Consider the following 22227-nt stretch of genomic DNA (forward strand, 5'->3'; position numbering starts at 1 on the left):
CCTGCTTAGTTCTTGTAGATGGCGAAATGATCCTGATACTGCACCAGCTCGTCACGGGTCATCACAAAGACGCCGTGGCCGCCGTTTTCGAATTCAACCCAGGTAAAGGGGATCTCGGGGAACTGGGCTTCCAGATGGATCATGCTGTTGCCCACTTCGACCACCAGCACGCCGTTATCCTTGAGGAAATCTGCCGCATGGGCCAGCAGACGCTTGGTCAGTTTGAGACCATCGGAGCCGGACGCCAGCGCCAGTTCGGGTTCGTGACGGAACTCGTCCGGCAGATCCGACATATCTTCGGAGTCCACATAGGGCGGGTTGGAGACGATGAGATCGTACTTGTCGCCCGCCGGCAGATCGCGGAACAAATCGGAGCGGATCGGGATAACCTGCTGCTCCAGCCCGTGATCGTTGATGTTGCGCTCGGCCACATTCAGGGCATCGACGCTGATGTCGATGGCATCCACTTCCGCTTCAGGGAACTCGTGGGCCATGATGATGGCGATACAGCCGGAGCCGGTGCACAAGTCCATGATCCGGGTCGGTTCATGTTTGAGGAAGGGTGCAAAACGGTTGGCCACCATCTCGGCAATGGGGGAACGGGGAATGAGCACCCGCTCGTCCACGTAGAACTCCCAACCGGCATACCAGGCCTTGTTGGTCAGATAGGCGGCCGGTACCCGCTCCTGTACGCGGCGGATAATCAGCTCGGCGATGCGGTGACGCTCGCTGCTGGTCAGACGGGAGTGGCGCATGGCCGGGTCTACATCCGGTGGCAGATGTAACGCGGGCAGTACCAGCTGCACAGCTTCATCCCAGGCGTTGTCGGTTCCATGACCGTAAAAAATCCCGGCGTCGTTGAAACGACTCATGGCCCAACGCAACATGTCCTGGATGGTGTGCATCTCGGCAACCACCTCATCGATAAATATCTTGTCCAAATCCACCTCCAAGTCGAGTAATATCCGGCCCGAGCCCCGTTTACGTTGCGGGCAAGACGCATACCTAATACATGAGCATCTGATGAAAAAAACGCCCTCACCGACAGAAGAGGAAACCCTGCTGTTCCGCGATGCGATAAAAGGTACCCGGAAAATCAAGCAAGATACCATAAGGGCCGAGTTACGCCCGGTCAAGCAGAAACGCGAATTGCGCGAAACCCGCGAAAAGCTTGGGGTTGACCACTATTTCAGCGATGAGTATCAGCCCCATCTCGACGATGATGGGCCGACCCGTTACGTGCGGGAAGATGTGTCAAAATTTGAGCTGAAAAAGCTCAAGCGGGGCATTTATCCGCCGGAGATCTACCTGGATCTGCACGGCATGAACCAGCAGCAGGCAAAACAGGAGCTGGCCGCCCTGCTCACCCTCTGCCAGAAAGAGAACATTCACGTCGCCTCGGTGATGCACGGCATCGGCAAACATATTCTCAAGCAGCGCATTCCCAGCTGGCTGGCCCAGCACCCCAATGTGCGCGCCTTCCATCAGGCCCCCCGCGAATGGGGTGGCGACAGCGCCATTCTGGTGTTGCTGGATATCGAAGAGTAGTTAGCCAAACGACCACACTATACTGAATATCAATATGTTATTCGCCGTGGAGGTCGCATGTTTACACAGGGTTCCCATGCCGACATAAAGTCATCTCTCGACGCCATCGGCGCAGCCGTGGCGGTGTTCAGCCTCGACAAGGATGATCACTTTGTGCTGGTCTCTGCCAACGATACCTTTGCCAAGGCGTTTGAGCTGGATGTCCTTGGCAGCATTGGCAAACAGTTGAGCGAGATGTTTCCCCGCTACATCACCAATACCATCGAGCCGCCAATGCACGAATGTGTGCGCATGCAGACCGGGCTCGAGAGCGAGCTGCCCATCGACAGCCTGTCGCGTACCAGTTGGTGGCGCTTTATTCTCTCCCCCATCATTCCCGAGCAGGCACGGATCAACCGGATCATCGTCACCGCCATCGATATCACCGCCAGGATGCAGCTGGAAGAGGCGCTCACCACCAGTCGCCGTCGCTTCGAGGCAGTGGTCAACTCCGCCTATGACGGCATCATCAGTGTCAGCAGCGAATCGCGCATCGAGCTTATCAATACCGCCGCCTGCGAAATGTTCGGGATCGACGAGAGCTATCTCGGCAAGCGGCTGGAAACCCTGCTGCCACAGCGTTTTCGCGCCAATCACGAAACCTATTTCAAAGCCTTCAGCAGCTCCCCCATCAATTCGCGCCCGATGCATGCCCGCGCCTCGGTGATGGGTCTGCGCCGAGACGGCAGCGAATTTCCGCTGGAGGTGACCATCGCCAAGATCAATCTGGGCCCGACCACCGAGATGACCGCCATCTTGCGGGATATCTCTGAGCGAGCCCGACTGGTGGAGGAGTTGAAGGTCGCCGCCACCACGGATCCCCTGACCGGTATTGCCAACCGGCGCCGTTTCGATGAGCTGGTCAACGCCGAGATACAACGCTGCCAGCGCTTTGGTCACACCATGAGCCTGCTGCTGATCGACATCGATCACTTCAAGGAGGTCAACGACAACTTTGGCCACCAGCAGGGGGATCAGGCGATCCTGAGTTTGGTCAACCGGATCGGCAAAGAGCTGCGCGAGGTGGACATGCTGGGACGCTGGGGCGGCGAGGAGTTTATCGTGCTGCTGCCGGAGACCTCGCTGGAGCTGGCCTGGGCCAGCGCCGAGCGGATCAGACTGGCGGTGGAGTCGGCCCGCCATGCGCTATCCGGAGCGCTTGAGGTCTCACTCACCATCAGCATCGGGATCAGCGCCAGCAAGGGCCCCCTCGACAGTGTGGAGAAGATGGTCAGACGGGCCGACACCGCCCTCTATATGGCCAAGAAACAGGGGCGCAACTGCTGCCGCAAAGAGGAGCAAGAGCCGACCTGATGGCGCACGCCCCTGCCCTCTGATGACACTGCTAACCTGTGCCTGCAGAGATAGCCAACCGCAACGTACACAAAAAGCAGCGCTACTCTCTTCGGTAGCGCTTTTTTCGTCCTGTTTTTGGTGCACTCTTCAATCACCACCATCAAGGGGACGGCTAAAGCGCAGTGGGCCGTCATCAGCCAGAGAGAGCCTCACCGACAGCATGCCGCCGTTGGGCAATTGCCACTCGAAGAAGTCATCAAAACCGGCCATCGTTACAGCGCGGATCACCTTGGCGACCACACCGAGCGCCACCAGCAATACCCGCTCCCCTTGCATGGTCGAAGCAAGTTCCGTGAGTCCCTGCGAGACCCGGGCAATCACCTCATCAATGGTTTCACCACCGGGAGGAGCTTCAGCCCAGCACCGAGTGATATTGCGCGCCCACAGTTCGGGATAGCGTGTTCTTGCCTCTACCTGCGTTAGCCCTTCAAACAGGCCGACATCCCGCTCACAAAAGGCAGGCACAAGTTCCACAGGCAATCCCAACTGACGAGACAAGATGGCAGCGCTCTCCCTTGTTCGAAGCAGAGGGGATGCCAGCAACCGATCGAACGGCTGCTCTGTCACAGCTACCTTCTCAGCCAGACAAGAGATCTGGCGCACGCCATCGTCATTGAGCCCGATATCCAGCGCGCCTTGATAGCGCCCTTCCGCATTGGCCTGCGTCTCTGCATGGCGGATAACCACCAGTTCCATGGTGCACTCCTCTTTCCTGCTATCTGCTTAGTGATTAAACCGCATGCGACTTCCCATTCGGATAACGAGACGAAAATCCCCATTCATCTGCGCACCTCAACAATTATTTTAAATCGAGCAAGATTACCTCGCTCCCAGTGAAAATAATCTGCTGAACTACGCACGCTCATCCGTAAACAAATAGATACACATGAATTTTACATCCAATATTTTCATTTCTCACTCTGTGAAATAAATAGCGAGCCGAGTGATGCCATGAGTTGATAGATGGGAAGAATAAACATCCTCATCCTAAATAAGAGAAGGATGGCGCCATGGGTGTGCTCTTCGAACCCATCGTTTAGCAAAACATCACTCAACGCTTTTTAATATTACTGAGCAGCAAGATTAAAACATTAAATCCAGCCATCAATAAATTTGATATAGGCCGTTTACATCACTTTAAGCAGGAAATAAAAGTTGGCCTAAAAATACAGCTACCCCTCCAGATTGATGGTTCTCTTTTTAATCACTGCCACATATTATCTCATACCATAAAAATATATAAAAAGGGGGCCAAGCCCCCTTTCCTTATCAATCAATGGATGGACTATCTCTTTTATTGGGTTGTCACCAACACCCAAGGGCCACCTTTGGCGGGATCATCCCCTTGCGTCCACCATTTGGCCTGATAGACGGCGCCCTTGTAGCTCACCTTGCTGCCAGCGATGTAGACCTTGGTCGCTTCCCAGGCCGGGTTGCCACCGATGGGGGGTTCACTCGGATCGACCGGCGGTGGAGTCAGTTTGTCCACGACCCGCACTTTCGGCCAGTTGGCGTGGGAGCCGTAGAAGTTGGTCACGCACTTCTCGTAATCACCCGGCACCAACGCAGAATAAGCGGTCTGAAAGCCCACCAGCTCGCACTCGAAGGAGTAACCGCCCGGGCGATCCGGATAGTACTTCCAGTTGCCATCCCAGTTGGTGTAGAGCACGTCGGTAGCACCGTTGAGATTGAGGCTGCCATAGGGAGTCTGCTGCCAGCAGGTGTTCTTCTCATCCGCCTTGATCGGGATCTGGTAGTGGTTGGCCAGCCCTTCCCAGTAGCGGATACGATTGACCGGCTGCCCCTTGTCCTTGTTCTGCTCGCCACACTCGATGCCGCCGTTGATGACGTTGATGGTGGTGCCAAAACCATAGCCGATACCAGCGTCAGCTTCCCGTTTGGAGGGTACCCAGGTGCGATCAATCACGTGCAACATGGCCGGTTTCGGGGCCTGCGGGGTGAGGAAAAACCAGATGGCAGAAGCGAGGTTAAGCCAGGAGTCCGCCACCAGCCCCGGGTTGTTGAGCAGCACGGAGGCATCGCCATCAAACATCGCCTCGGAGAAGGCGCCGTAGTTGAAGTGGTAAGAAAGCTGCTTGGCGCCGCGGCCGAAATACCCCTGACCCGTGCTGCAAGGCCACTTCTTGTTCTGCCAGTCGTTCTGGCCGCAGCCTGTGGTGTAGCCGGTCTGTCCCTCTGACCAGCCCATCTCCCGCACATGCACCAGTGCCTGTTGCCACTCCTCCAGCCCCAGCGGGTTATCGGAAATGTTCTCCTTGGCAATATGGCCACCGGTCTCCTGAGAGAAGTGGGCAAAGGCGGTCACGATGGATTTTTTACAGATCGCATCAGAATCACGCCCGTCAGTATATTCGCCACAGAACGCAGGGAATTTACCGATGGCTCGCAAGAAGCGGACATAAGTATATTCCGGCGCTGCCATCTGGGTTAAATATTCCCATTCAGATTGGGGAAATACCCGTTCAACCCGTTTTACGTTGTCAGGATTGCTTGCCAGACCCGGTTCAATGGCATCAACGATTTTATTTGACCGGGTGGCCAATGCCTTGGCCCATATGGCATACATGGGATTTGCCGTCTTGGCTTTTTCCATGGCTGCCAGATCCGGGGCCGCAATCACATATCCTCCCGCATTTTGCGGATCGGGTTGAATATTCATGGCTGCACTCATTGCGGCATAGCTTGGCAATGCGCAGGCGGCAGCGATTAGCCAGGCACAACGCTTGGGTTTGAACATATTTATCGTCCTTGTTTGAATTAATGCGTTCCAAGAGTAGGTGTTTCAACAACTAAATTCACGATGAGAATTAAGAAATGAGCAGAATTTGTGAGCCATTTCACCTTGTGATATTCAGTGCAGCTGAAACAAAGAAAAAGAACCCAAACGAAAACGCCAAAGCGTGATCTGTCGCCCATTTTTAAAACAGTCGAGACGGCCAGGTGGCCTGCCATACGGTCATTGTTCGTGATGAAAAAAATGGCTGACAGGCTCAACCTGTCAGCCATCATGAATGTTCAAGAAAAATGCTCAAAATAGCCGGATGTCAGGCACGCACGGCACGGATCAGGATATTGCGCGGGGTCATGGGTTTGGCACAGAACTCCCCCACTTCGACCCGATAGCCCTGCTCTTGCAAAAAGAGCGCGCGATCCAGCGCCAGCCAGATCTCAAGGGGACGGCGAAATAAATGACGCACCAGCTCCATGCGGGCGACATCACCAAAGCGGCGCTCTCCGTGTTCCAGCCAGGCGGAATAGTCGAGCCCAGCTGGCAGCACAATCCCTTTGCGCTCTGAAGCCCAAACGCAGAATGCCTCAAACGTGCCGGTCAACAGGCTCTTTTGCATATTGGGCACCGGCAGATACTCATCCACACCGCGCACCTGACGCTGCAGGCAGTCAAACCCGAGCCGCCACACCACTTCCTGCTCGCGCAGGCGGGCGATCCGCGCACCGCCAGTCACCGTCTCCTGTAGCGGCAACTTGAGATCCGCCTTGCTCAACACCAGCTCGCTGGCGTTGGCCGCCGCCGACAGCGGGCGATAGTGGCTGCTGCGGATCAGGTGATAACAACAGGGAGAGATGGTCACGCCGCTGGCACTGCGCTCGGCCACCCGCTCCAGCAGATGGGTGTGCAGCTCGCCGCAGGCATGGAGTGCCATAGCGTGATGTTCGGGGGCGATCAGCGCCGCCGATTCGGGGGCAAAGGCATCGGCGCAGGTAAAAGTCATATTGGCGCCATCCCGCTCGGCCAGCAGCCGACCTTCGTCACAAAGCTGCTCTTGCAACTCCAGACTGAGGATAGGAGCCTGTCGATGAAGTGACACCAGCCGCCCAAGATGCCCCTTGCCGGCACACCACTCCAGATAAGGGCCCTGATGGGCAGGCAGACAGGCGGTGAACGACTCGATCTGGGCCTGCTTGCGTCCCGGCATATGCAGTGCCATCTCCTTGCTGCAGGTGATGGGCTCAGGGGTAAACGGGGCAAGCTGACTGAGTTGCTGCAGCTCGGCTCCCTCGGCAATCCAGGGGGCAAGCAGACTGCTGAGGGCATCCATATCCGCATCGAGCTCTGCCAACTGGCCGAGCGTCAGCCCATTGAACAACGCCGCCAGTTCGGGCGCCTCATCGGCAAAGGCTATGGTCAAATGATGATATGGCTGATATTGCCACCAGCGTCGGTAGCGGGTGAGCAGTCGATCCAGTTGTTGAAAACGTTGAGCCAGCACGAATGCCCCTGCCTTGCAGTCAAAAAGGAGGCTCATTCTAGCGATCCCGCTTCAAATTGCACTCTCAATACCTGACGATCAGCGCCGCGCAACAGCACCACCAACCCTGTGACCCAGGGCAGACCTGACAAAGTACGGGGTTTTATGCTATATTCCGCCCCCTCTTTCACGCGCCCCGTCCAACGCGGGTCGCTTTACCACTAGCTATGGGACCAACAACATGACCATCAACGCCATTCTGCAAGCGCGCGCGGGCGCCAAGTGTGAACTGTGCAGCGCCGAGCAGGCGCTGACCGCCTTCGTGGTGCCTCACTCCCCCGCCAGCGACGATGATCACAGCGTTGCTATCTGTGACACCTGCCGTGGTCAGCTGGAACAACCGGATACCCTGGTGGTCAACCACTGGCGTTGCCTGAGTGACAGCATGTGGAGCCAGGTGCCTGCGGTGCAGGTGATGGCATGGCGCCAGCTCAAAGCTCTCTCCGGCAAGGGTGAAGTGTGGGCTCAGGATCTGCTGGACATGATGTACATGGAAGACGAAGCCAAGGCTTGGGCTGAAGCTGGTATTGCTGACGAAGATGACGACAGCGTACCGACCGTTGACTCCAACGGTGCCGTGCTGCAAGAGGGCGACTCCGTCACCCTGATCAAGGATCTGGATGTGAAAGGCGCCGGTTTCACCGCCAAGCGCGGTACCCTGGTCAAGGGCATCCGTCTGACCAACAACCCGCTTCATATCGAAGGCAAGGTCAACGGCGTGCAGATCGTACTGGTTGCTGCCTACCTGAAAAAGGCCTAAGCCAAGGGCGATTGCTCTGCTGTCTGCAGCCAGAGCACAAGCACAACGGAAAAAGGATGGCGTCACGCCATCCTTTTTTATACCCGCTTGCCGCAAACGGCCAACCTGAGTCCATAACAAGCCAGCCAAAGCAACAAGGCGCATCCGGATGGACGCGCCTTGTTTACATGGCCGATACCGTTAACCGGCAGCGGAAACGGTCACTCAGGAGGAGAGTTTGCCGTCCAGCTCGGCAATCTTGGCAGACCAGTAGGCCGGGCCGGTTTCGTGGATATTGTTGCCTTCGGAGTCGACCGCCACGGTCACCGGCATATCTTCCACTTCAAACTCGTAGATCGCTTCCATGCCGAGATCGGCAAAAGCTACCACGCGCGCCTTCTTGATGGCCTTGGCCACCAGATAAGCGGCGCCGCCGACGGCCATCAGATAGACAGCCTTGTGCTGCTTGATACTCTCGACGGTTTTCGGGCCACGCTCGGATTTGCCGATCATGCCGATAAGGCCAGTTTCACCCAGCATCATGTCGGTGAACTTGTCCATCCGGGTGGAGGTGGTGGGGCCTGCCGGGCCAACTACTTCGTCACGCACCGCATCGACCGGGCCAACGTAATAGATGAAGCGGTTTGTGAAATCGACCCCTTCAGGCAGCCCTTCGCCATTTTTCAGCATGTCGGCGATACGCTTGTGGGCGGCGTCGCGACCGGTGAGGATCTTGCCGGAGAGCAGCACGGTATCACCGCTCTTCCAGCTGGCCAGCTCGGCCTTGGTGATGCCATCGACGTTGACGCGGCGCACGTTGCCACCCGCTTCACGGGTGATCTCCGGCCAGTCACTCAGTTTCGGCGGCGTCAGTTCGGCAGGGCCTGAACCATCCAGCTCGAAGTGAACGTGGCGGGTGGCGGCACAGTTGGGGATCATCACCACCGGCTTGGAAGCGGCGTGAGTCGGCGCAGATTTCACCTTCACATCCAGCACGGTAGTCAGACCGCCCAGACCCTGGGCACCGATCCCCAGCTTGTTGACCTTGTCGTAGAGCTCGACCCGCAGCTTCTCTTCGGTGGTTTGCGGGCCACGAGCGATCAGCTCCTGAATGTCGATGTGCTCCATCAGAGCCTCTTTGGCCAGCACCGCCGCTTTCTCGGCGGTACCGCCGATGCCGATGCCCAGCATGCCGGGCGGGCACCAGCCTGCGCCCATGGTCGGCACGGTTTTCAGCACCCACTCGACGATATCGTCAGAGGGGTTGAGCATCACCATCTTGGATTTATTCTCGGAGCCGCCGCCTTTGGCCGCGATGCTCACTTCCACCTTGTTGCCGGGGATCATGTCGATATGGACCACGGCAGGGGCGTTGTCTTTGGTGTTTTTGCGACTGCCGGCCGGATCGGCCAGCACGGAGGCGCGCAGCGGGTTGTCAGGATTGGTGTAGGCACGACGGGTCCCTTCGTCCACCATCTCCTGCACCGTCATGTCGCTGTCCCACTGGACTTGCATGCCAATCTTGACGAAACAGGTCACGATGCCGGTGTCCTGGCAGAGCGGACGATGACCTTCGGCGGACATGCGGGAGTTGATCAGGATCTGGGCCAGCGCATCTTTGGCGGCCGGGTTGGCCTCACGGTCATACGCCGCTTTGGCAGCCTGAACAAAATCCAACGGGTGGTAATAGGAGATGTACTGGAGGGCATCTGCGATAGAATCGATGAAATCCTGTTTTTTTATAATGCTCATATCATCCTCACTGGTCCTTGTCTCTGCCACGGAGCAGGGCAAGGGCTTCCATATGATGGGCCGTGCTGACGTGCTGGCTAAAAACTATCAACCAGCAAAAAACGAACGACACGGCAGTTTTTTCTTAAGTCACCGACACCTATGATACGCTTGCCCACCAGCACCGACTAGGGTTCGGGAACCAAACTGTTGCCTGTGTAACATAAAATGACGCCAACACTTCATATCCATCATCTAGACCATAATGCTGAACTCCATCAGCTTTTTGCCCGCCTGCAACATCAGCCGTGGGCCATGTTGCTGGAATCGGCGGGACCACTCAGTGCCGATAACGGCTTTGATATCATCACTGCCGATCCGCTGGCGACCCTCGAAACCCGTGGCGAGGTGACCACTCTGCGTGTCGGGGCGAATATCAGCAAACACCACGAAGATCCCCTCGCCCTGCTGGCCCATACCCAGCAACAGCTGCTGGGGGAGCTGGATCTGTGCGCCACTCACCTGCCCTTTATTGGCGGCGCCCTCGGCCTGTTTGGCTATGATCTGGGCCGTCGCTTCGAGCGACTGCCGGTGCAGGCCGCCGCCGATATCGCGGTACCGGACATGGCGGTGGGCATCTACGACTGGGCGCTGCTGCGCAATGTGGCGACCGGAGACTGGCAGCTGGTGCACTGGGGGAATGAAGCAGGCCTTGCCAACCGGCTGGCCTGGCTTGAACAGCAGCAGGCCAAACCGGCCCCCTCTTTTGCCTTGCAGGGGTCGTGGCAGAGCAATATGAGCCGTGCCGAGTATGGCGAGAAGTTTGCCCGCATTCAGGAATATCTCGCCGCGGGGGATTGCTACCAGATCAACCTGACCCAGCGTTTCAGCGCCCCCTATCAGGGGGATGAGTGGCAGGCCTATTGCCTGCTGGCAACCGCCAACAAGGCCCCCTTCTCAGCCTTTATCCGCCTGCCGGACAGTGCACTGCTGAGCCTCTCCCCCGAGCGGTTCCTGCTGCTTGATGGCCGCCATATCGAAACCAAACCCATCAAAGGCACTCGCCCTCGCCACCCCGACCCGGCCACCGATCGGCAAGTCGCGCGGGAGCTGGCACAGGCGGACAAGGACAGATCAGAGAATCTGATGATCGTTGATCTGCTGCGCAACGATATCGGTCGGGTCAGCCGGCCGGGCTCGGTCAGCGTGCCTCATCTCTTTGCGGTGGAGTCGTTTCCGGCGGTACATCATCTGGTCTCCACCATCCACGGTGAGCTGGATGCACGCTGGCAAGGAGTCGATCTGCTGCGGGCCTGTTTCCCGGGTGGCTCCATCACCGGCGCCCCCAAGATCCGCGCCATGGAGATCATCGAAGAGCTGGAGCCCCAGCGCCGCAATGCCTATTGCGGCAGCATCGGCTACCTCAGCCAGCATGGCCGAATGGACACCAGCATCTGCATTCGCACTTTGATCGCCGAAGCGGGTCACCTGCACTGCTGGGCCGGTGGCGGCATCATCGCCGACTCCGACGCCGACAGCGAATATCAGGAGACCTATGACAAGGTCGCCCGCATCCTGCCGCCGCTGTCGGCGCTGTAACCCTCCCCACTGTCTGGCCAACGCACAGGAGAGCTCCCCGCCATGGATCGCCACGAACTGTTGACCCGCTTCCAGTTGCAGCGACCCGCCCCGGCCCATCGCCTCGCCATCGGCGGGCTCAGTCCGGCGGCAGTGTTGATCCCGGTGGTGATGCGCGATGAGGGGCTCAGCGTGTTATTGACCCGGCGCAGCCCACGGCTGCGTCATCATGGGGGGCAGATCAGCTTCCCCGGCGGGCGACAGGATCCCGGCGACGAAAACCTCATTGCCACGGCGCTGCGGGAGACCGAAGAGGAGCTCGGCATTCCGGCCCGACTGATTGAAGTGATCGGCACCCTCAACCCGCTCAATACAGTGTCACGATTCGAGGTGCTGCCGGTGCTGGGGCTGCTCGATGGCAACTATCCCCTCATCCTGAGTCCGGATGAGGTGGATCACGCCTTTGAAGTGCCGCTGACCCATCTGCTGGATCGGCGCAACCACATCCCCCTGACCCTTTCCAGAGGGGGGAAAGCACACACTATCTACTGGATCCCCTGGCAACAGCACTTTATCTGGGGGGCTACCGCCAGCATGATCAACCAGCTAGCCCAGCATCTCACAAAATAACAATTTACTTACATTTGGCTGAGCGAGATTTAATCATTAACACTAAAATAACGTGCCAATTGATAAACAATAATTGAATTTTTCTTGTTTTGATCACATTTCCATAAGAAAGTGCGGTTTTTCGTGCCGTAAAGATGAATTTGATCAACATTTTTGATTAGAAAAACCGTATCCTTGCGCCGACTTAATAAGAACCACACATTCGGGGTGAGATAGATGTCAAACACAGTCACTGGCACGCAGGGAGTTGCGGCGTCAACAGAGCAAGGGATCTGCTCTACTCAAACCACTCGTTGGGAAAAACGCGACTCTACCTGGGTCATCAGTCTGTTCGGGACCGCGGTTGGCGCGGGGATCCTGTTCCTGCCGATCAACGCGGGTATGGGCGGTTTCTGGCCGCTGGTCGTCATGGCGCTGCTGGTAGGTCCCATGACCTATCTGGCACACCGTGGTCTGGCCCGCTTCGTGCTCTCCTCCAAAAAGCCAAATGCAGACATCACCGAAGTGGTGGAAGAGCACTTTGGCGTGGGTGCCGGTAAATTAATCACCCTGCTCTACTTCTTCGCCATCTACCCCATCGTGCTGATCTATGGCGTGGGTATCACCAACACCGTGGAAAGCTTTATGGTCAATCAGCTGCAGATGAGTGCCCCACCGCGCTGGATCCTCTCCATTGTGCTGATCATGGGCATGATGTCGGTAATGCTGGCCGGTGAAAAGCTGATGCTGAAAGTGACCGAGCTGCTGGTTTATCCGCTGATCGCCATTCTGGCCGGTATCTCTTTGTACCTGATCCCTGACTGGACCGGTGCTGCGCTGGAGCAAGTGCCCTCTGCCAAGGATTTCGCCACTACCCTGTGGCTGACCATCCCGGTACTGGTCTTCTCCTTCAACCACAGCCCGGCCATCTCCAGCTTCTCCCTGGCCCAGCGCCGCGACCACGGCGATCAGGCTGTCGAGAAAGCCGATGCCATCCTCAAGCGTACCGCCATGGTGCTGCTGGGCTTCGTGATGTTCTTCGTCTTCTCCTGCGTCATGAGCCTGACACCGGCCCAGCTGGCAGAAGCCAAGGCCCAGAACATCGCCGTGCTCTCCTATCTGGCCAACCAGCATGCCAGCCCCATCATCTCCTACTTCGGTCCGTTGGTTGCGTTCGTCGCCATCGTATCCTCCTTCTTCGGCCACTATCTGGGTGCCCGTGAAGGTCTGAAAGGGATGATCGTGCAGAACATGCGCAAGTCCGGCAAAGAGCCGAACGCCAAGAAAGTCGAGATGTTCATTATCGCCTTCTTCATCCTGACCCTGTGGGGCACTGCCATTGCCAACCCTTCCATCCTGGGCATGATTGAATCCTTGGGCGGCCCGATCATCGCTACCATCCTGTTCATCATGCCGATGTACGCCATCAAGCGCGTACCGGCTATGGCGAAATATCAGGGCCATATCAGCAACGTCTTCGTTGCAACCATGGGCATGATCGCCATCTCCGCCATCCTCTATCAGCTGGTCGGTTAATCCCCTACCTGCCGCTGATAGCAAAAAGCCAGCCGAACACTCGGCTGGCTTTTTTTATTGCGTTGTCCCGTCCTGAATAGTCTTGCCACTCATCACGCAGTTATTGCAGCCACAGCACCTGAACTCACACAACAACCAAGGAAACAACCCTTATCCGGCAACCACATCATGATGTTTCAGGGCTTCGCACCGAACCTCGACCAACAAAAATGCCAGTCGGGTAAGCGACTGGCATCTCTTGATAAACACGCACTATCTCTGGCTGATTAGAGTGGTTGCGCTTCCAACAGGAACGGCGTGATACCGGTGATTTCCGGAATACCGAGCACCAGGGTGTCTTTCTGACCATTGCTACCCGGTTTCATGGTCAGATATGCAGTGACACTGGCGTTGCGATCGGCAAATTCGCGCATCCTTTTTTCCCAGAGCCCCTCATAAATTTTTCCCTCTTTGATATCAGCAGGCCCTGTCAAGGTATTGAAACTGCATGACCGATTGTTCCAACCAGTCAACGTCAGCTTGTTCAAACCTTGAGTGTTGGCCTCTGTCTCACCGCTTACAGAACACCCTTCTTTAAACAGGATGGTCAGCTTGATCCCCAAGCCATTGTTGCTGCGCTCGGTTTTGAAATCTTGAAACAGTGCACTCTCCCCAAGGTTGTACCAGGAGTCCGCGTTGATAGGCGCAGTGACCATCGGCTGCAATGCCACTTGGCCGCCCCAATTCTGAATAGTGAGTGCAGAATCGATTTTGGCTTTGACGGGTCGATAATCGAGTACCCAGAGTGACTGGCTGCTTCCCGCCGTATCTGGCACAGACGCCACCTTGACCAACCCATCGACATTGGTATTGGACTTTTGCTCAGCCGAGTCGAAGGTACTGGGTTGGCTTTTGTTCACCAGCAACGACAACGTCAGTGGGTAACCCTCACCTTTATTCAGAGAAGAGAAGCCTTGAGGGAAGGTATAAGTGCTGACTGTGGCACTTCTTTTCTCAGCAATGTTCATCGCCCAACCCGTGCCCTCTGTGGACGCCGGATAGACAAGACCGACCGCACGATAACTGTCGTTGACCGGACGGTTGATTAACTGCCCCTGAGCGTCCATCAGGACGGGGAGATAGACGCCAGCCACCGGCAGCGCCCTCGGTTGCGGCTCCGGTGGCGTGGTACCACCACCACCACTATCTCCGCCACCACCACCGCAACCAACCAAACCTAATGCACCAATAATTGCCCACGAAAGCGTAGTTTTTTTCATTATTTAATCTCGTTTTTTAGCCTGAACCTTATTATTCCGCAGCTATTTTAACGGGGCAGCACCCGCACTGTCTGTCGGCTATTTGTAACCAAACATTTCATCAAAATGAATGTTTTCTTGCGCACTCCTCTCCTCAACACATTTAGGCCCGCTGATATAAAAAGCCCCTCACAGAGAGGGGCTGAATCGAAAAATCGAGCTACCGGCTCACGCCTCGCTGCTGGGCAGCGCGGAAGGTTCCAGCAGGGTTTCATCTTCGGCCATGCAAGCAGCGGCGGTGAACAGCACGTCGGTGGAGCTGTTCAGCGCCGTCTCGGCAGAATCCTGCAGCACGCCGATGATAAAGCCGACTGCTACCACCTGCATGGCGATGTCATTGCTGATGCCAAACAGGCTACAGGCCAGCGGGATCAGCAGCAAGGAGCCGCCCGCCACACCGGAAGCGCCACAGGCACTGACGGTGGCAACCACAGAGAGCAGCACGGCCGTTGCCATGTCCACTTCCATCCCCAGGGTATGTACCGCCGCCATGGCAAGCACAGTGATGGTGATGGCCGCACCCGCCATGTTGATGGTGGCACCCAGCGGGATGGAGACCGCGTAGGTATCTTTGGGCAGGCGCAGTTTTTCACACAGCGCCATGTTGACCGGAATGTTGGCGGCAGAGCTGCGGGTAAAGAAGGCGGTCACACCGCTCTCTTTGAGGCAGGTCAGCACCAGCGGATAAGGGTTGCGCTTGATCTTCCAGAAGACGATCAGCGGGTTGACCACGAAGGCGATAAACAGCATGCAGCCGATCAGCACCACCAGCAGTTGGGCATAGCCAAACAGGGCATCGAAGCCGGTTTCTGCCAACGTGGAGGCAACCAGACCCAGGATCCCGAGCGGAGCACAGCGGATCACCGCTTTCACGATGGCGGAGACACCGTGAGACAGGTCAGTGACCAGCGCCTTGGTGCTCTCGTTGGCATGGCGCATGGCGATACCCAGACCGATAGCCCACGCCAGAATCCCGATATAGTTGGCATCCATCAGCGCCTTGACCGGGTTGGTCACCACGTTGAACAGCAGGGTCTGCAGCACCTCGGTGATCCCGCCTGGCGGGGTGATCTCGGCAGTATTGGCCACCAGATGGAGGTTGGAGGGGAACAGGAAGCTGGCAATCACCGCGACCACGGCCGCAGAGAAAGTACCAAACAGGTAGAGAGCCAGCAGCGGGCGAATATTGGTCTTCTGACCCTGCTTGTGACCAATGATGGCCGCCATCACCAGTACGAATACCAGCAGCGGGGCTACCGCTTTCAGTGCACCAACGAACAGACTGCCGAGCAGACCTGCCGTTTTCGCCCACTCGGGCGCAAACAATGCCAGCAAGATACCGAATACCAAACCAACCAGGATCTGGCTGACCAGACTGGTGCTATTGACCAGCCGAAGGAGGGGGTGTTGTTGTGTCATCAAAAAAGTCCCTAAGCACCGTAGTGCATGAATCATGAGTCCTGTCTGCAACCACTCATCGGGAGACCCCTGTCGCCCGAATGTGGTGTCTGTGGCCAGCCTTCTGTCGGGCCGATCCGCCAGTCACCGGATTGCATGTCGGAATATCCCATTCGCCATCTTTTTTTTCCAGAGACTCACCAAAAAATATCCCGTTTCCATCACAAAAAACCGCAACAAAACCTTAACTACAGCGCAACCACCCATTTTTGTACGTTTTATCGACACTCTCTGCCCTCACCCTCACGACCATTCCTGTGCCACCCGTGACCGGTGTCGCTGTGCTATCATCCCCCATTTGCCGCGGAGCCTTGCCATGATCACGTTCCTGCTCAACCAATATTTTGGTTTCTCCGCACTCAGGCCAGGTCAGGAGGCGGTGATCAGCCGGGTGCTGGCAGGTCAGAGTGCCGCAGCCATCTTTCCCACCGGCTCCGGCAAGTCGCTCTGTTATCAACTGCCTGCCCTCGCCCTGCCCCATCTGACCCTGGTGATCTCGCCGCTGCTGGCGCTGATGCACGATCAACTCGCCTTCCTTAAAAGCAAGGGAATAAGCGCCGCCACCCTCGACTCAAGCCAGAGCACGGAGGAGAGCCGACGAGTGATGCAGCAGGCGCTGGATGGCCAGCTCAAGATCCTGATGATCTCGGTGGAGCGACTCAAGAACGAGCGTTTTCGCCGCTTTATCCAGCAAGTACCGCTCTCGCTGCTGGTCGTCGATGAGGCGCACTGTATCTCGGAGTGGGGCCACAACTTTCGCCCCGACTACCTCAAGCTGCCGAGCTATCGCCATGACCTGAAGATCCCGCAGGTATTGCTGCTGACCGCTACCGCCACGTCGGCGGTGATTCAGGATATGCAGACCAAATTCGGCATCGCGCCGGAGGGGGTCGTGGTCACCGGTTTCTACCGCTCCAATCTTGATCTGGCGGTCATTCCCCTGGCGCCCGATGCGCGGGATAGCTGGCTCGCGCAGGAGCTGGCAAACGATCCGGCGGCCCCCACCATCGTCTACGTCACCTTGCAACACACCGCCGAAGCCTGTGCCGAGCACCTCATTAGAGAAGGGATCAACGCCCGCGCCTATCATGCCGGACTCGACTCGGCGCTGCGCAGTCAGATCCAGCACGACTTCATGGCGGGCAAGGTGGACTGCATCGTCGCCACCATCGCCTTTGGCATGGGGATCGACAAAGCGGATATCCGGCGGGTCATTCACTACGATCTGCCCAAATCTATCGAGAACTACAGCCAGGAGATTGGCCGCGCCGGACGGGATGGCCAGCCATCGCGCTGTATCGTGCTGGCCAACCAGAGCCAGCTGCCGGTGCTGGAGAACTTCGTCTACGGCGATACGCCGGATTTGAGTGCCATCCTCCAGCTCCTTGCCATCATCAAGCAGAGCGGGAACGAGTGGGAATTCCCCCTGCTGCGTCTCTCCAACGACACCAATATCCGCCAGTTGCCCCTTAAAACCCTGCTGGTCTATCTGGAGATGGCGGGCATCATCACCCCGGCCTACAGCTACTACGCAGATTACCGCTTCAAGTTCGTGCTGGATAAAGGCGAGATAGTGAGCCGCTTCAATCCGGAACGCCGCCAGTTTCTGGAGCAGCTGTTCGCCTGTGCCCCGCAAGCCCGCAGTTGGTGCACCATGGACTTTGACGCCCTCTGGCAGGGCTATCAGGGGGAGCGGCAGCGGGCCGTTGCGGCGCTCGACTACCTGCAGCAGCAAGGCTGGATCGAGCTTGAAAGCAAACAGATGACTGAGGTCTACCGGATCACCCGTCAGGGGTGGGACTGCGAGCAGGAGGCTAACGCGCTCCATGCGCTCTTCTTGCAAAAAGAACAGAGTGAGCTGGCCAGACTGCAAGCCATGCTCGACTTCTTCACCTCAAGTGAGTGCCTGAGCCACCGCCTCGCCCGCTATTTTGCCGATGAGGTGGCGCCGGTTCATTGTGGCCACTGTTCGGTTTGTCGCGGCGAGGTGGCGCATCTTCCTCCCCTACCCTCACTGACCATGCCAAACGAGGCGGGGATCCGCGCCTGGTGCGATCCGCTGATTGCCAAGACAGGTTCCGTGGATGCTCGTGTTCTGGCCCGTTTCCTGTGCGGTATCACCACACCGCTGACCAGCCGGATCAAAGCCAAATCGCTGGCGGGCGCAGGCCAGTTGGCCGCGCACCCGTTTGCCCGCGTCCTGGCGGCAGTGCAACAAGCCTACCCTTGCTAGATGAGTGCTGGTGGCTTTAATAGCCACCAGCAGAAACAAGCGTTTAAAGACGCAGAAAAAGAAGACCCTCGCGGTTGCGAGGGTCAAGCCAACGGAAACGTGCTTAAACAGAGCTTGGTGAGGCAACAGTCAACTCTCTTGCTAAAGCGTCTTGCTGCTCACACATCGCCAATCTAGGGTACTCGAAATGTAGCGTCAATGTAAAAATTAGAGCCAAAACTCCAAACAAAGTGATTTACGTTAACGTACACGTAATGACGTTTTCATTCATAACCCCGCCAACCCGCAGCCCCATTGCCTTTCGTCAAACCCCTTAATCTTTTCGCAATAAGTTCCCTCTTTCCCATAAACATTTATTTTTTATGTCTTTGACATTTACCTCACTATCGTGGCAAAAATAATTTAACAGTCAGTAACATAGCGGTGTTGTTGACTGACCCTCCCCGCACAAGGATCGGGCAGGTTTCTTCAGAATTTAACCTATCAACCGTGATGGATTACTGGAGTCTGTTGACTAGGCTTTAAAAGCGCACAACACAAAAGCAGTCATCCACTTTTTTCAGGGTAAGCGACTATAACGAGGGCAAAGTTATGGGCATATTCGAGCATTACCAACAGCGATATGAAAAAGCGAGAGAAGAGGAATATACCATCCAGGAGTTCCTGGATATGTGTAAGCAGGACAAAGCCTGCTACGCCTCCGCAGCCGAACGTCTGCTGACCGCCATTGGTGAGCCGGAGATGGTAGACACCTCAGCCAACCCCAGACTGAGCCGACTCTTCTCCAACCGCGTCGTGGCACGCTATCCCGCCTTCAAGGATTTCTACGGGATGGAAGAGGCCATCGAACAGATCGTCTCCTACCTCAAACACTCCGCCCAAGGGCTGGAGGAGAAGAAACAGATCCTCTATCTGCTGGGCCCCGTTGGCGGCGGTAAATCCTCGCTGGCAGAGAAACTCAAATCCCTGATGCAGAAGGTGCCCATCTATCGCATCAAGGGCTCACCGGTCAACGATCACCCCTTCTGTCTGTTCGACATCGAAGAGGATGGGGAAATCCTGGAAAAAGAGTACGGCATCCCGCGCCGTTACCTGCGTCCCATCATGTCCCCTTGGGTGGCCAAACGCCTGCACGAGTTTGGCGGCGACATCACCAAGTTCAAGGTGGAGAAGGTCAACCCCTCCATCCTCGATCAGATTGCCATAGCCAAAACGGAACCCGGTGATGACAACAACCAGGATATCTCCTCACTGGTCGGCAAGGTCGACATCCGCATGCTGGAGCACTTCGCCCAGGATGACGCCGATGCTTACTCCTACTCAGGTGCGCTCTGTAAAGCGAACCAGGGGGTTATGGAGTTTGTGGAGATGTTCAAGGCCCCCATCAAGGTGCTGCACCCGCTGCTGACGGCAACCCAGGAGGGTAACTACAACGGTACCGAAGGGCTCTCCGCCCTCCCCTTTGACGGCATTCTGCTAGCCCACTCCAACGAATCCGAGTGGCAGCAGTTCCGCAACAACAAGAACAACGAGGCCTTCCTCGACCGGGTCTACATCGTCAAGGTGCCTTACTGCCTGCGTGTCTCCGAAGAGGTGAAGATCTACGAGAAGCTGCTGGTCAATAGCGAACTGACCGAGGCAAAATGTGCCCCGGGTACCCTCGAACTGCTGGGCCAGTTCTCGGTGTTGTCACGGCTGAAAGAGCCGGAAAACTCCAGCATCTACTCCAAGATGCGGGTCTATGATGGCGAAAGCCTGAAAGACACCGATCCCAAGGCGAAGAGCTATCAGGAGTATCGCGACTACGCAGGTGTGGACGAGGGGATGAATGGTCTCTCTACCCGCTTTGCGTTCAAGATCCTCTCCCGCGTCTTCAACTTCGACCACGCGGAAGTGGCTGCCAACCCGGTGCACCTCTTCTATGTGCTGGAGCAGCAGATCGAGCGCGAGCAGTTCCCGCAAGAGCTGCACGATCGCTACCTTGAGTTCATCAAGGGTTATCTGACTCCGCGTTACGTGGAGTTCATCGGCAAGGAGATCCAGACCGCCTATCTCGAGTCCTACTCCGAGTACGGTCAGAACATCTTCGATCGCTACGTCACCTACGCCGACTTCTGGATCCAGGATCAGGAGTACCGTGACCCAGAAACCGGCCAGCTGTTTGACAGAGCGTCACTCAACAGCGAGCTGGAGAAAATTGAAAAACCCGCCGGGATCAGCAACCCGAAGGATTTCCGTAACGAAATCGTCAACTTCGTACTGCGTGCCCGGGCCAACAATGCAGGCCGTAACCCCAACTGGACCAGTTACGAGAAGCTGCGCACCGTGATCGAGAAGAAGATGTTCTCCAACACGGAAGAGCTGCTGCCGGTTATCTCCTTCAACAGCAAAACCTCGGCCGAGGAGCAGAAGAAGCACGATAACTTTGTCGAACGGATGATGGAGAAAGGCTACACCCGCAAACAGGTGCGACTGCTCTCCGAATGGTATCTCAGGGTACGCAAATCATCCTGACCCTGACTGTTCAAGGGGGAGTTATGGCGCATTTTATCGACCGCAGGCTCAACGGCAAAAACAAAAGCGCTGTCAATCGGCAGCGCTTCATCCGCCGCTACAAGAAGCAGATAAAACAAGCGGTCTCGGATGCTGTCTCCAAGCGCAGCATTCAGGACGTAGACAAGGGCGAGAGCATCAGCATCCCGACCAAGGATATCGGTGAGCCCCATTTTCATCAGGGGCACGGTGGTAAACGGGAGATGGTGCATCCCGGCAATGACCAGTTCGTCTCCGGCGACAAGATTGACCGCCCCAAAGGAGGGGGCGGTGGACAGGGTTCCGGCGAGGGACAAGCATCCAATCAGGGGGAAGGGGCCGATGACTTCGTGTTCCAGATCTCCAAGGATGAGTATCTCGATCTGCTGTTTGAAGATCTGGAGCTGCCCAGGCTGCAGAAAACCCAGCTCAATCAGCTCATGGAAGTCAAAACCTACCGTGCTGGCTACACCTCAAACGGGGTGCCCGCCAACATCAACGTGGTGCGCTCGCTGCAAAATTCGCTGGCGCGGCGCATGGCGCTGCAAGCGGGCAAGAAACGCCAACTGCATGAACTGGAAGATCGGCTGGCCCTGCTGGCCGCCGATCCCAACGAGCACTTTGCAGAAATCGCCCTGCTCGAGAAGGAGATCTGGGAGCTGAAACGACGGATCGATGCGGTGCCGTTTATCGACACCTTCGATCTCAAGTTCAACAACTTCGTCAAACGGCCCGTCCCCTCCAGCCAGGCGGTGATGTTCTGCCTGATGGACGTCTCGGGCTCCATGGATCAGGCCACCAAGGAGATGGCCAAGCGTTTCTATATCCTGCTCTATCTGTTCCTGAGCCGGACTTACAAGAACGTAGAAGTGGTCTATATCCGCCACCATACCCAGGCCAAGGAGGTGGACGAACACGAGTTCTTCTACTCCCAGGAGACCGGCGGCACTATTGTCTCCAGCGCCCTCAAGATGATGAATGACATCATCAACGAGCGTTACCCCGCCAATCAGTGGAACATCTATGCGGCGCAGGCGTCGGATGGTGACAACTGGGCCGATGACTCACCGCAATGCAGGGAGATCCTGGCGCGGGACATCATGCCAAGGGTGCGGTACTACTCCTACATCGAGATCACCACCCGTGCTCACCAGACCCTGTGGCACGAATATGAGTCGGTAGCCAGCCAGTTCCCCCACTTTGCGATGGAGCACATTCGCAAGGTCGAGGATATCTATCCGGTGTTCCGCGAGCTGTTCAAGAAACAAGCGGCGTGAGGAG

At 56.8% G+C, this 22227-nt stretch carries 16 protein-coding genes; 9 read left to right on the forward strand and 7 right to left on the reverse strand.

Annotated elements, in window-relative coordinates:
* Positions 1-5 precede the first annotated feature (5 nt).
* Positions 6-941: a 50S ribosomal protein L3 N(5)-glutamine methyltransferase gene (prmB, locus tag AB5Z02_RS19180; RefSeq protein WP_058051987.1), complete on the reverse strand. Its 936-nt coding sequence runs from the start codon at positions 939-941 to the stop codon at positions 6-8.
* Between the two features lie 82 nt (positions 942-1023).
* On the opposite strand from prmB, the gene smrB reads away from it, so the two are divergent.
* Both smrB and AB5Z02_RS19190 read left to right on the forward strand, forming a co-directional pair.
* Positions 1024-1548, forward strand: coding sequence for an endonuclease SmrB (gene smrB, locus AB5Z02_RS19185; protein WP_235462222.1), 525 nt, complete (start codon positions 1024-1026; stop codon positions 1546-1548).
* 57 nt (positions 1549-1605) lie between these two features.
* Positions 1606-2901: a diguanylate cyclase gene (locus AB5Z02_RS19190; RefSeq protein ID WP_368216689.1), complete on the forward strand. Its 1296-nt coding sequence runs from the start codon at positions 1606-1608 to the stop codon at positions 2899-2901.
* 129 nt (positions 2902-3030) lie between these two features.
* On the opposite strand, the gene AB5Z02_RS19195 is transcribed toward AB5Z02_RS19190, so the two are convergent.
* From AB5Z02_RS19195 to AB5Z02_RS19205, 3 genes are all read right to left on the reverse strand, one after another.
* Positions 3031-3639 (reverse strand): histidine phosphatase family protein, encoded by a 609-nt coding sequence (locus tag AB5Z02_RS19195; RefSeq protein ID WP_368216690.1) that lies wholly within the window; start codon positions 3637-3639, stop codon positions 3031-3033.
* A 598-nt stretch (positions 3640-4237) separates the two neighbouring features.
* Entirely contained in the window at positions 4238-5701 is a 1464-nt protein-coding gene (locus AB5Z02_RS19200; RefSeq protein ID WP_231721342.1) for a chitinase, read from the reverse strand.
* 307 nt (positions 5702-6008) lie between these two features.
* On the reverse strand, positions 6009-7229 hold the full coding sequence (locus AB5Z02_RS19205; protein WP_368216691.1) for a methyltransferase: 1221 nt from the start codon (positions 7227-7229) through the stop codon (positions 6009-6011).
* 184 nt (positions 7230-7413) lie between these two features.
* Between AB5Z02_RS19205 and AB5Z02_RS19210 the strand changes: the two genes are divergently transcribed.
* Positions 7414-7992: an alkylphosphonate utilization protein gene (locus AB5Z02_RS19210; RefSeq protein ID WP_005333203.1), complete on the forward strand. Its 579-nt coding sequence runs from the start codon at positions 7414-7416 to the stop codon at positions 7990-7992.
* Between the two features lie 204 nt (positions 7993-8196).
* On the opposite strand, the gene AB5Z02_RS19215 is transcribed toward AB5Z02_RS19210, so the two are convergent.
* Positions 8197-9723: a fumarate hydratase gene (locus AB5Z02_RS19215; RefSeq protein WP_005351759.1), complete on the reverse strand. Its 1527-nt coding sequence runs from the start codon at positions 9721-9723 to the stop codon at positions 8197-8199.
* Between the two features lie 294 nt (positions 9724-10017).
* On the opposite strand from AB5Z02_RS19215, the gene pabB reads away from it, so the two are divergent.
* The 3 genes from pabB to AB5Z02_RS19230 all read left to right on the forward strand — a co-directional run bounded on the left by pabB (position 10018) and on the right by AB5Z02_RS19230 (position 13425).
* The gene (gene pabB / locus AB5Z02_RS19220; protein ID WP_368216692.1) at positions 10018-11301 is read left to right on the forward strand and encodes an aminodeoxychorismate synthase component I; all 1284 of its coding nucleotides are present in this window, start codon (positions 10018-10020) and stop codon (positions 11299-11301) included.
* Between the two features lie 42 nt (positions 11302-11343).
* Positions 11344-11910, forward strand: coding sequence for a CoA pyrophosphatase (locus AB5Z02_RS19225; protein WP_231721345.1), 567 nt, complete (start codon positions 11344-11346; stop codon positions 11908-11910).
* A gap of 216 nt (positions 11911-12126) precedes the next feature.
* On the forward strand, positions 12127-13425 hold the full coding sequence (locus AB5Z02_RS19230; protein ID WP_139747210.1) for a serine/threonine transporter: 1299 nt from the start codon (positions 12127-12129) through the stop codon (positions 13423-13425).
* A 266-nt stretch (positions 13426-13691) separates the two neighbouring features.
* Here the strand turns inward: AB5Z02_RS19230 and AB5Z02_RS19235 are convergent, their stop codons facing one another.
* Together AB5Z02_RS19235 and sstT are read right to left on the reverse strand one after the other, a co-directional pair.
* Positions 13692-14684, reverse strand: coding sequence for a hypothetical protein (locus AB5Z02_RS19235; RefSeq protein WP_021230165.1), 993 nt, complete (start codon positions 14682-14684; stop codon positions 13692-13694).
* A gap of 207 nt (positions 14685-14891) precedes the next feature.
* A complete protein-coding gene (gene sstT / locus AB5Z02_RS19240) occupies positions 14892-16142 on the reverse strand; it encodes a serine/threonine transporter SstT (RefSeq protein ID WP_368216693.1) in 1251 nt (416 codons plus the stop codon).
* A 355-nt stretch (positions 16143-16497) separates the two neighbouring features.
* Here sstT and AB5Z02_RS19245 point away from each other — a divergent pair, with 355 nt between their 5' ends.
* From AB5Z02_RS19245 to AB5Z02_RS19255, 3 genes are all read left to right on the forward strand, one after another.
* Positions 16498-18414, forward strand: coding sequence for an ATP-dependent DNA helicase RecQ (locus tag AB5Z02_RS19245; protein WP_368216694.1), 1917 nt, complete (start codon positions 16498-16500; stop codon positions 18412-18414).
* Positions 18415-19005: 591 nt separating this feature from the next.
* The gene (locus tag AB5Z02_RS19250; RefSeq protein ID WP_033113275.1) at positions 19006-20928 is read left to right on the forward strand and encodes a PrkA family serine protein kinase; all 1923 of its coding nucleotides are present in this window, start codon (positions 19006-19008) and stop codon (positions 20926-20928) included.
* Between the two features lie 23 nt (positions 20929-20951).
* Positions 20952-22223, forward strand: coding sequence for a YeaH/YhbH family protein (locus AB5Z02_RS19255; RefSeq protein WP_231721349.1), 1272 nt, complete (start codon positions 20952-20954; stop codon positions 22221-22223).
* Positions 22224-22227: the final 4 nt, after the last annotated feature.

Source organism: Aeromonas sp. R2-3 (assembly GCF_040908375.1).
GTDB classification, from domain to species: domain Bacteria; phylum Pseudomonadota; class Gammaproteobacteria; order Enterobacterales; family Aeromonadaceae; genus Aeromonas; species Aeromonas veronii.

What these genes read in the sequence shown, in the direction of transcription:
- smrB (WP_235462222.1), top strand. Translation starts at nt 1,024, where the DNA reads ATGAAAAAAACGCCCTCACCGACAGAAGAGGAAACCCTGCTGTTCCGC.
- AB5Z02_RS19235 (WP_021230165.1), bottom strand. Translation starts at nt 14,684, where the DNA reads ATGAAAAAAACTACGCTTTCGTGGGCAATTATTGGTGCATTAGGTTTG.
- AB5Z02_RS19230 (WP_139747210.1), top strand. Translation starts at nt 12,127, where the DNA reads ATGTCAAACACAGTCACTGGCACGCAGGGAGTTGCGGCGTCAACAGAG.
- pabB (WP_368216692.1), top strand. Translation starts at nt 10,018, where the DNA reads ATGTTGCTGGAATCGGCGGGACCACTCAGTGCCGATAACGGCTTTGAT.
- AB5Z02_RS19245 (WP_368216694.1), top strand. Translation starts at nt 16,498, where the DNA reads ATGATCACGTTCCTGCTCAACCAATATTTTGGTTTCTCCGCACTCAGG.
- AB5Z02_RS19200 (WP_231721342.1), bottom strand. Translation starts at nt 5,701, where the DNA reads ATGTTCAAACCCAAGCGTTGTGCCTGGCTAATCGCTGCCGCCTGCGCA.
- AB5Z02_RS19250 (WP_033113275.1), top strand. Translation starts at nt 19,006, where the DNA reads ATGGGCATATTCGAGCATTACCAACAGCGATATGAAAAAGCGAGAGAA.
- AB5Z02_RS19225 (WP_231721345.1), top strand. Translation starts at nt 11,344, where the DNA reads ATGGATCGCCACGAACTGTTGACCCGCTTCCAGTTGCAGCGACCCGCC.
- AB5Z02_RS19190 (WP_368216689.1), top strand. Translation starts at nt 1,606, where the DNA reads ATGTTTACACAGGGTTCCCATGCCGACATAAAGTCATCTCTCGACGCC.
- AB5Z02_RS19210 (WP_005333203.1), top strand. Translation starts at nt 7,414, where the DNA reads ATGACCATCAACGCCATTCTGCAAGCGCGCGCGGGCGCCAAGTGTGAA.
- AB5Z02_RS19255 (WP_231721349.1), top strand. Translation starts at nt 20,952, where the DNA reads ATGGCGCATTTTATCGACCGCAGGCTCAACGGCAAAAACAAAAGCGCT.
- AB5Z02_RS19215 (WP_005351759.1), bottom strand. Translation starts at nt 9,723, where the DNA reads ATGAGCATTATAAAAAAACAGGATTTCATCGATTCTATCGCAGATGCC.
- AB5Z02_RS19205 (WP_368216691.1), bottom strand. Translation starts at nt 7,229, where the DNA reads ATGAGCCTCCTTTTTGACTGCAAGGCAGGGGCATTCGTGCTGGCTCAA.
- sstT (WP_368216693.1), bottom strand. Translation starts at nt 16,142, where the DNA reads ATGACACAACAACACCCCCTCCTTCGGCTGGTCAATAGCACCAGTCTG.
- AB5Z02_RS19195 (WP_368216690.1), bottom strand. Translation starts at nt 3,639, where the DNA reads ATGGAACTGGTGGTTATCCGCCATGCAGAGACGCAGGCCAATGCGGAA.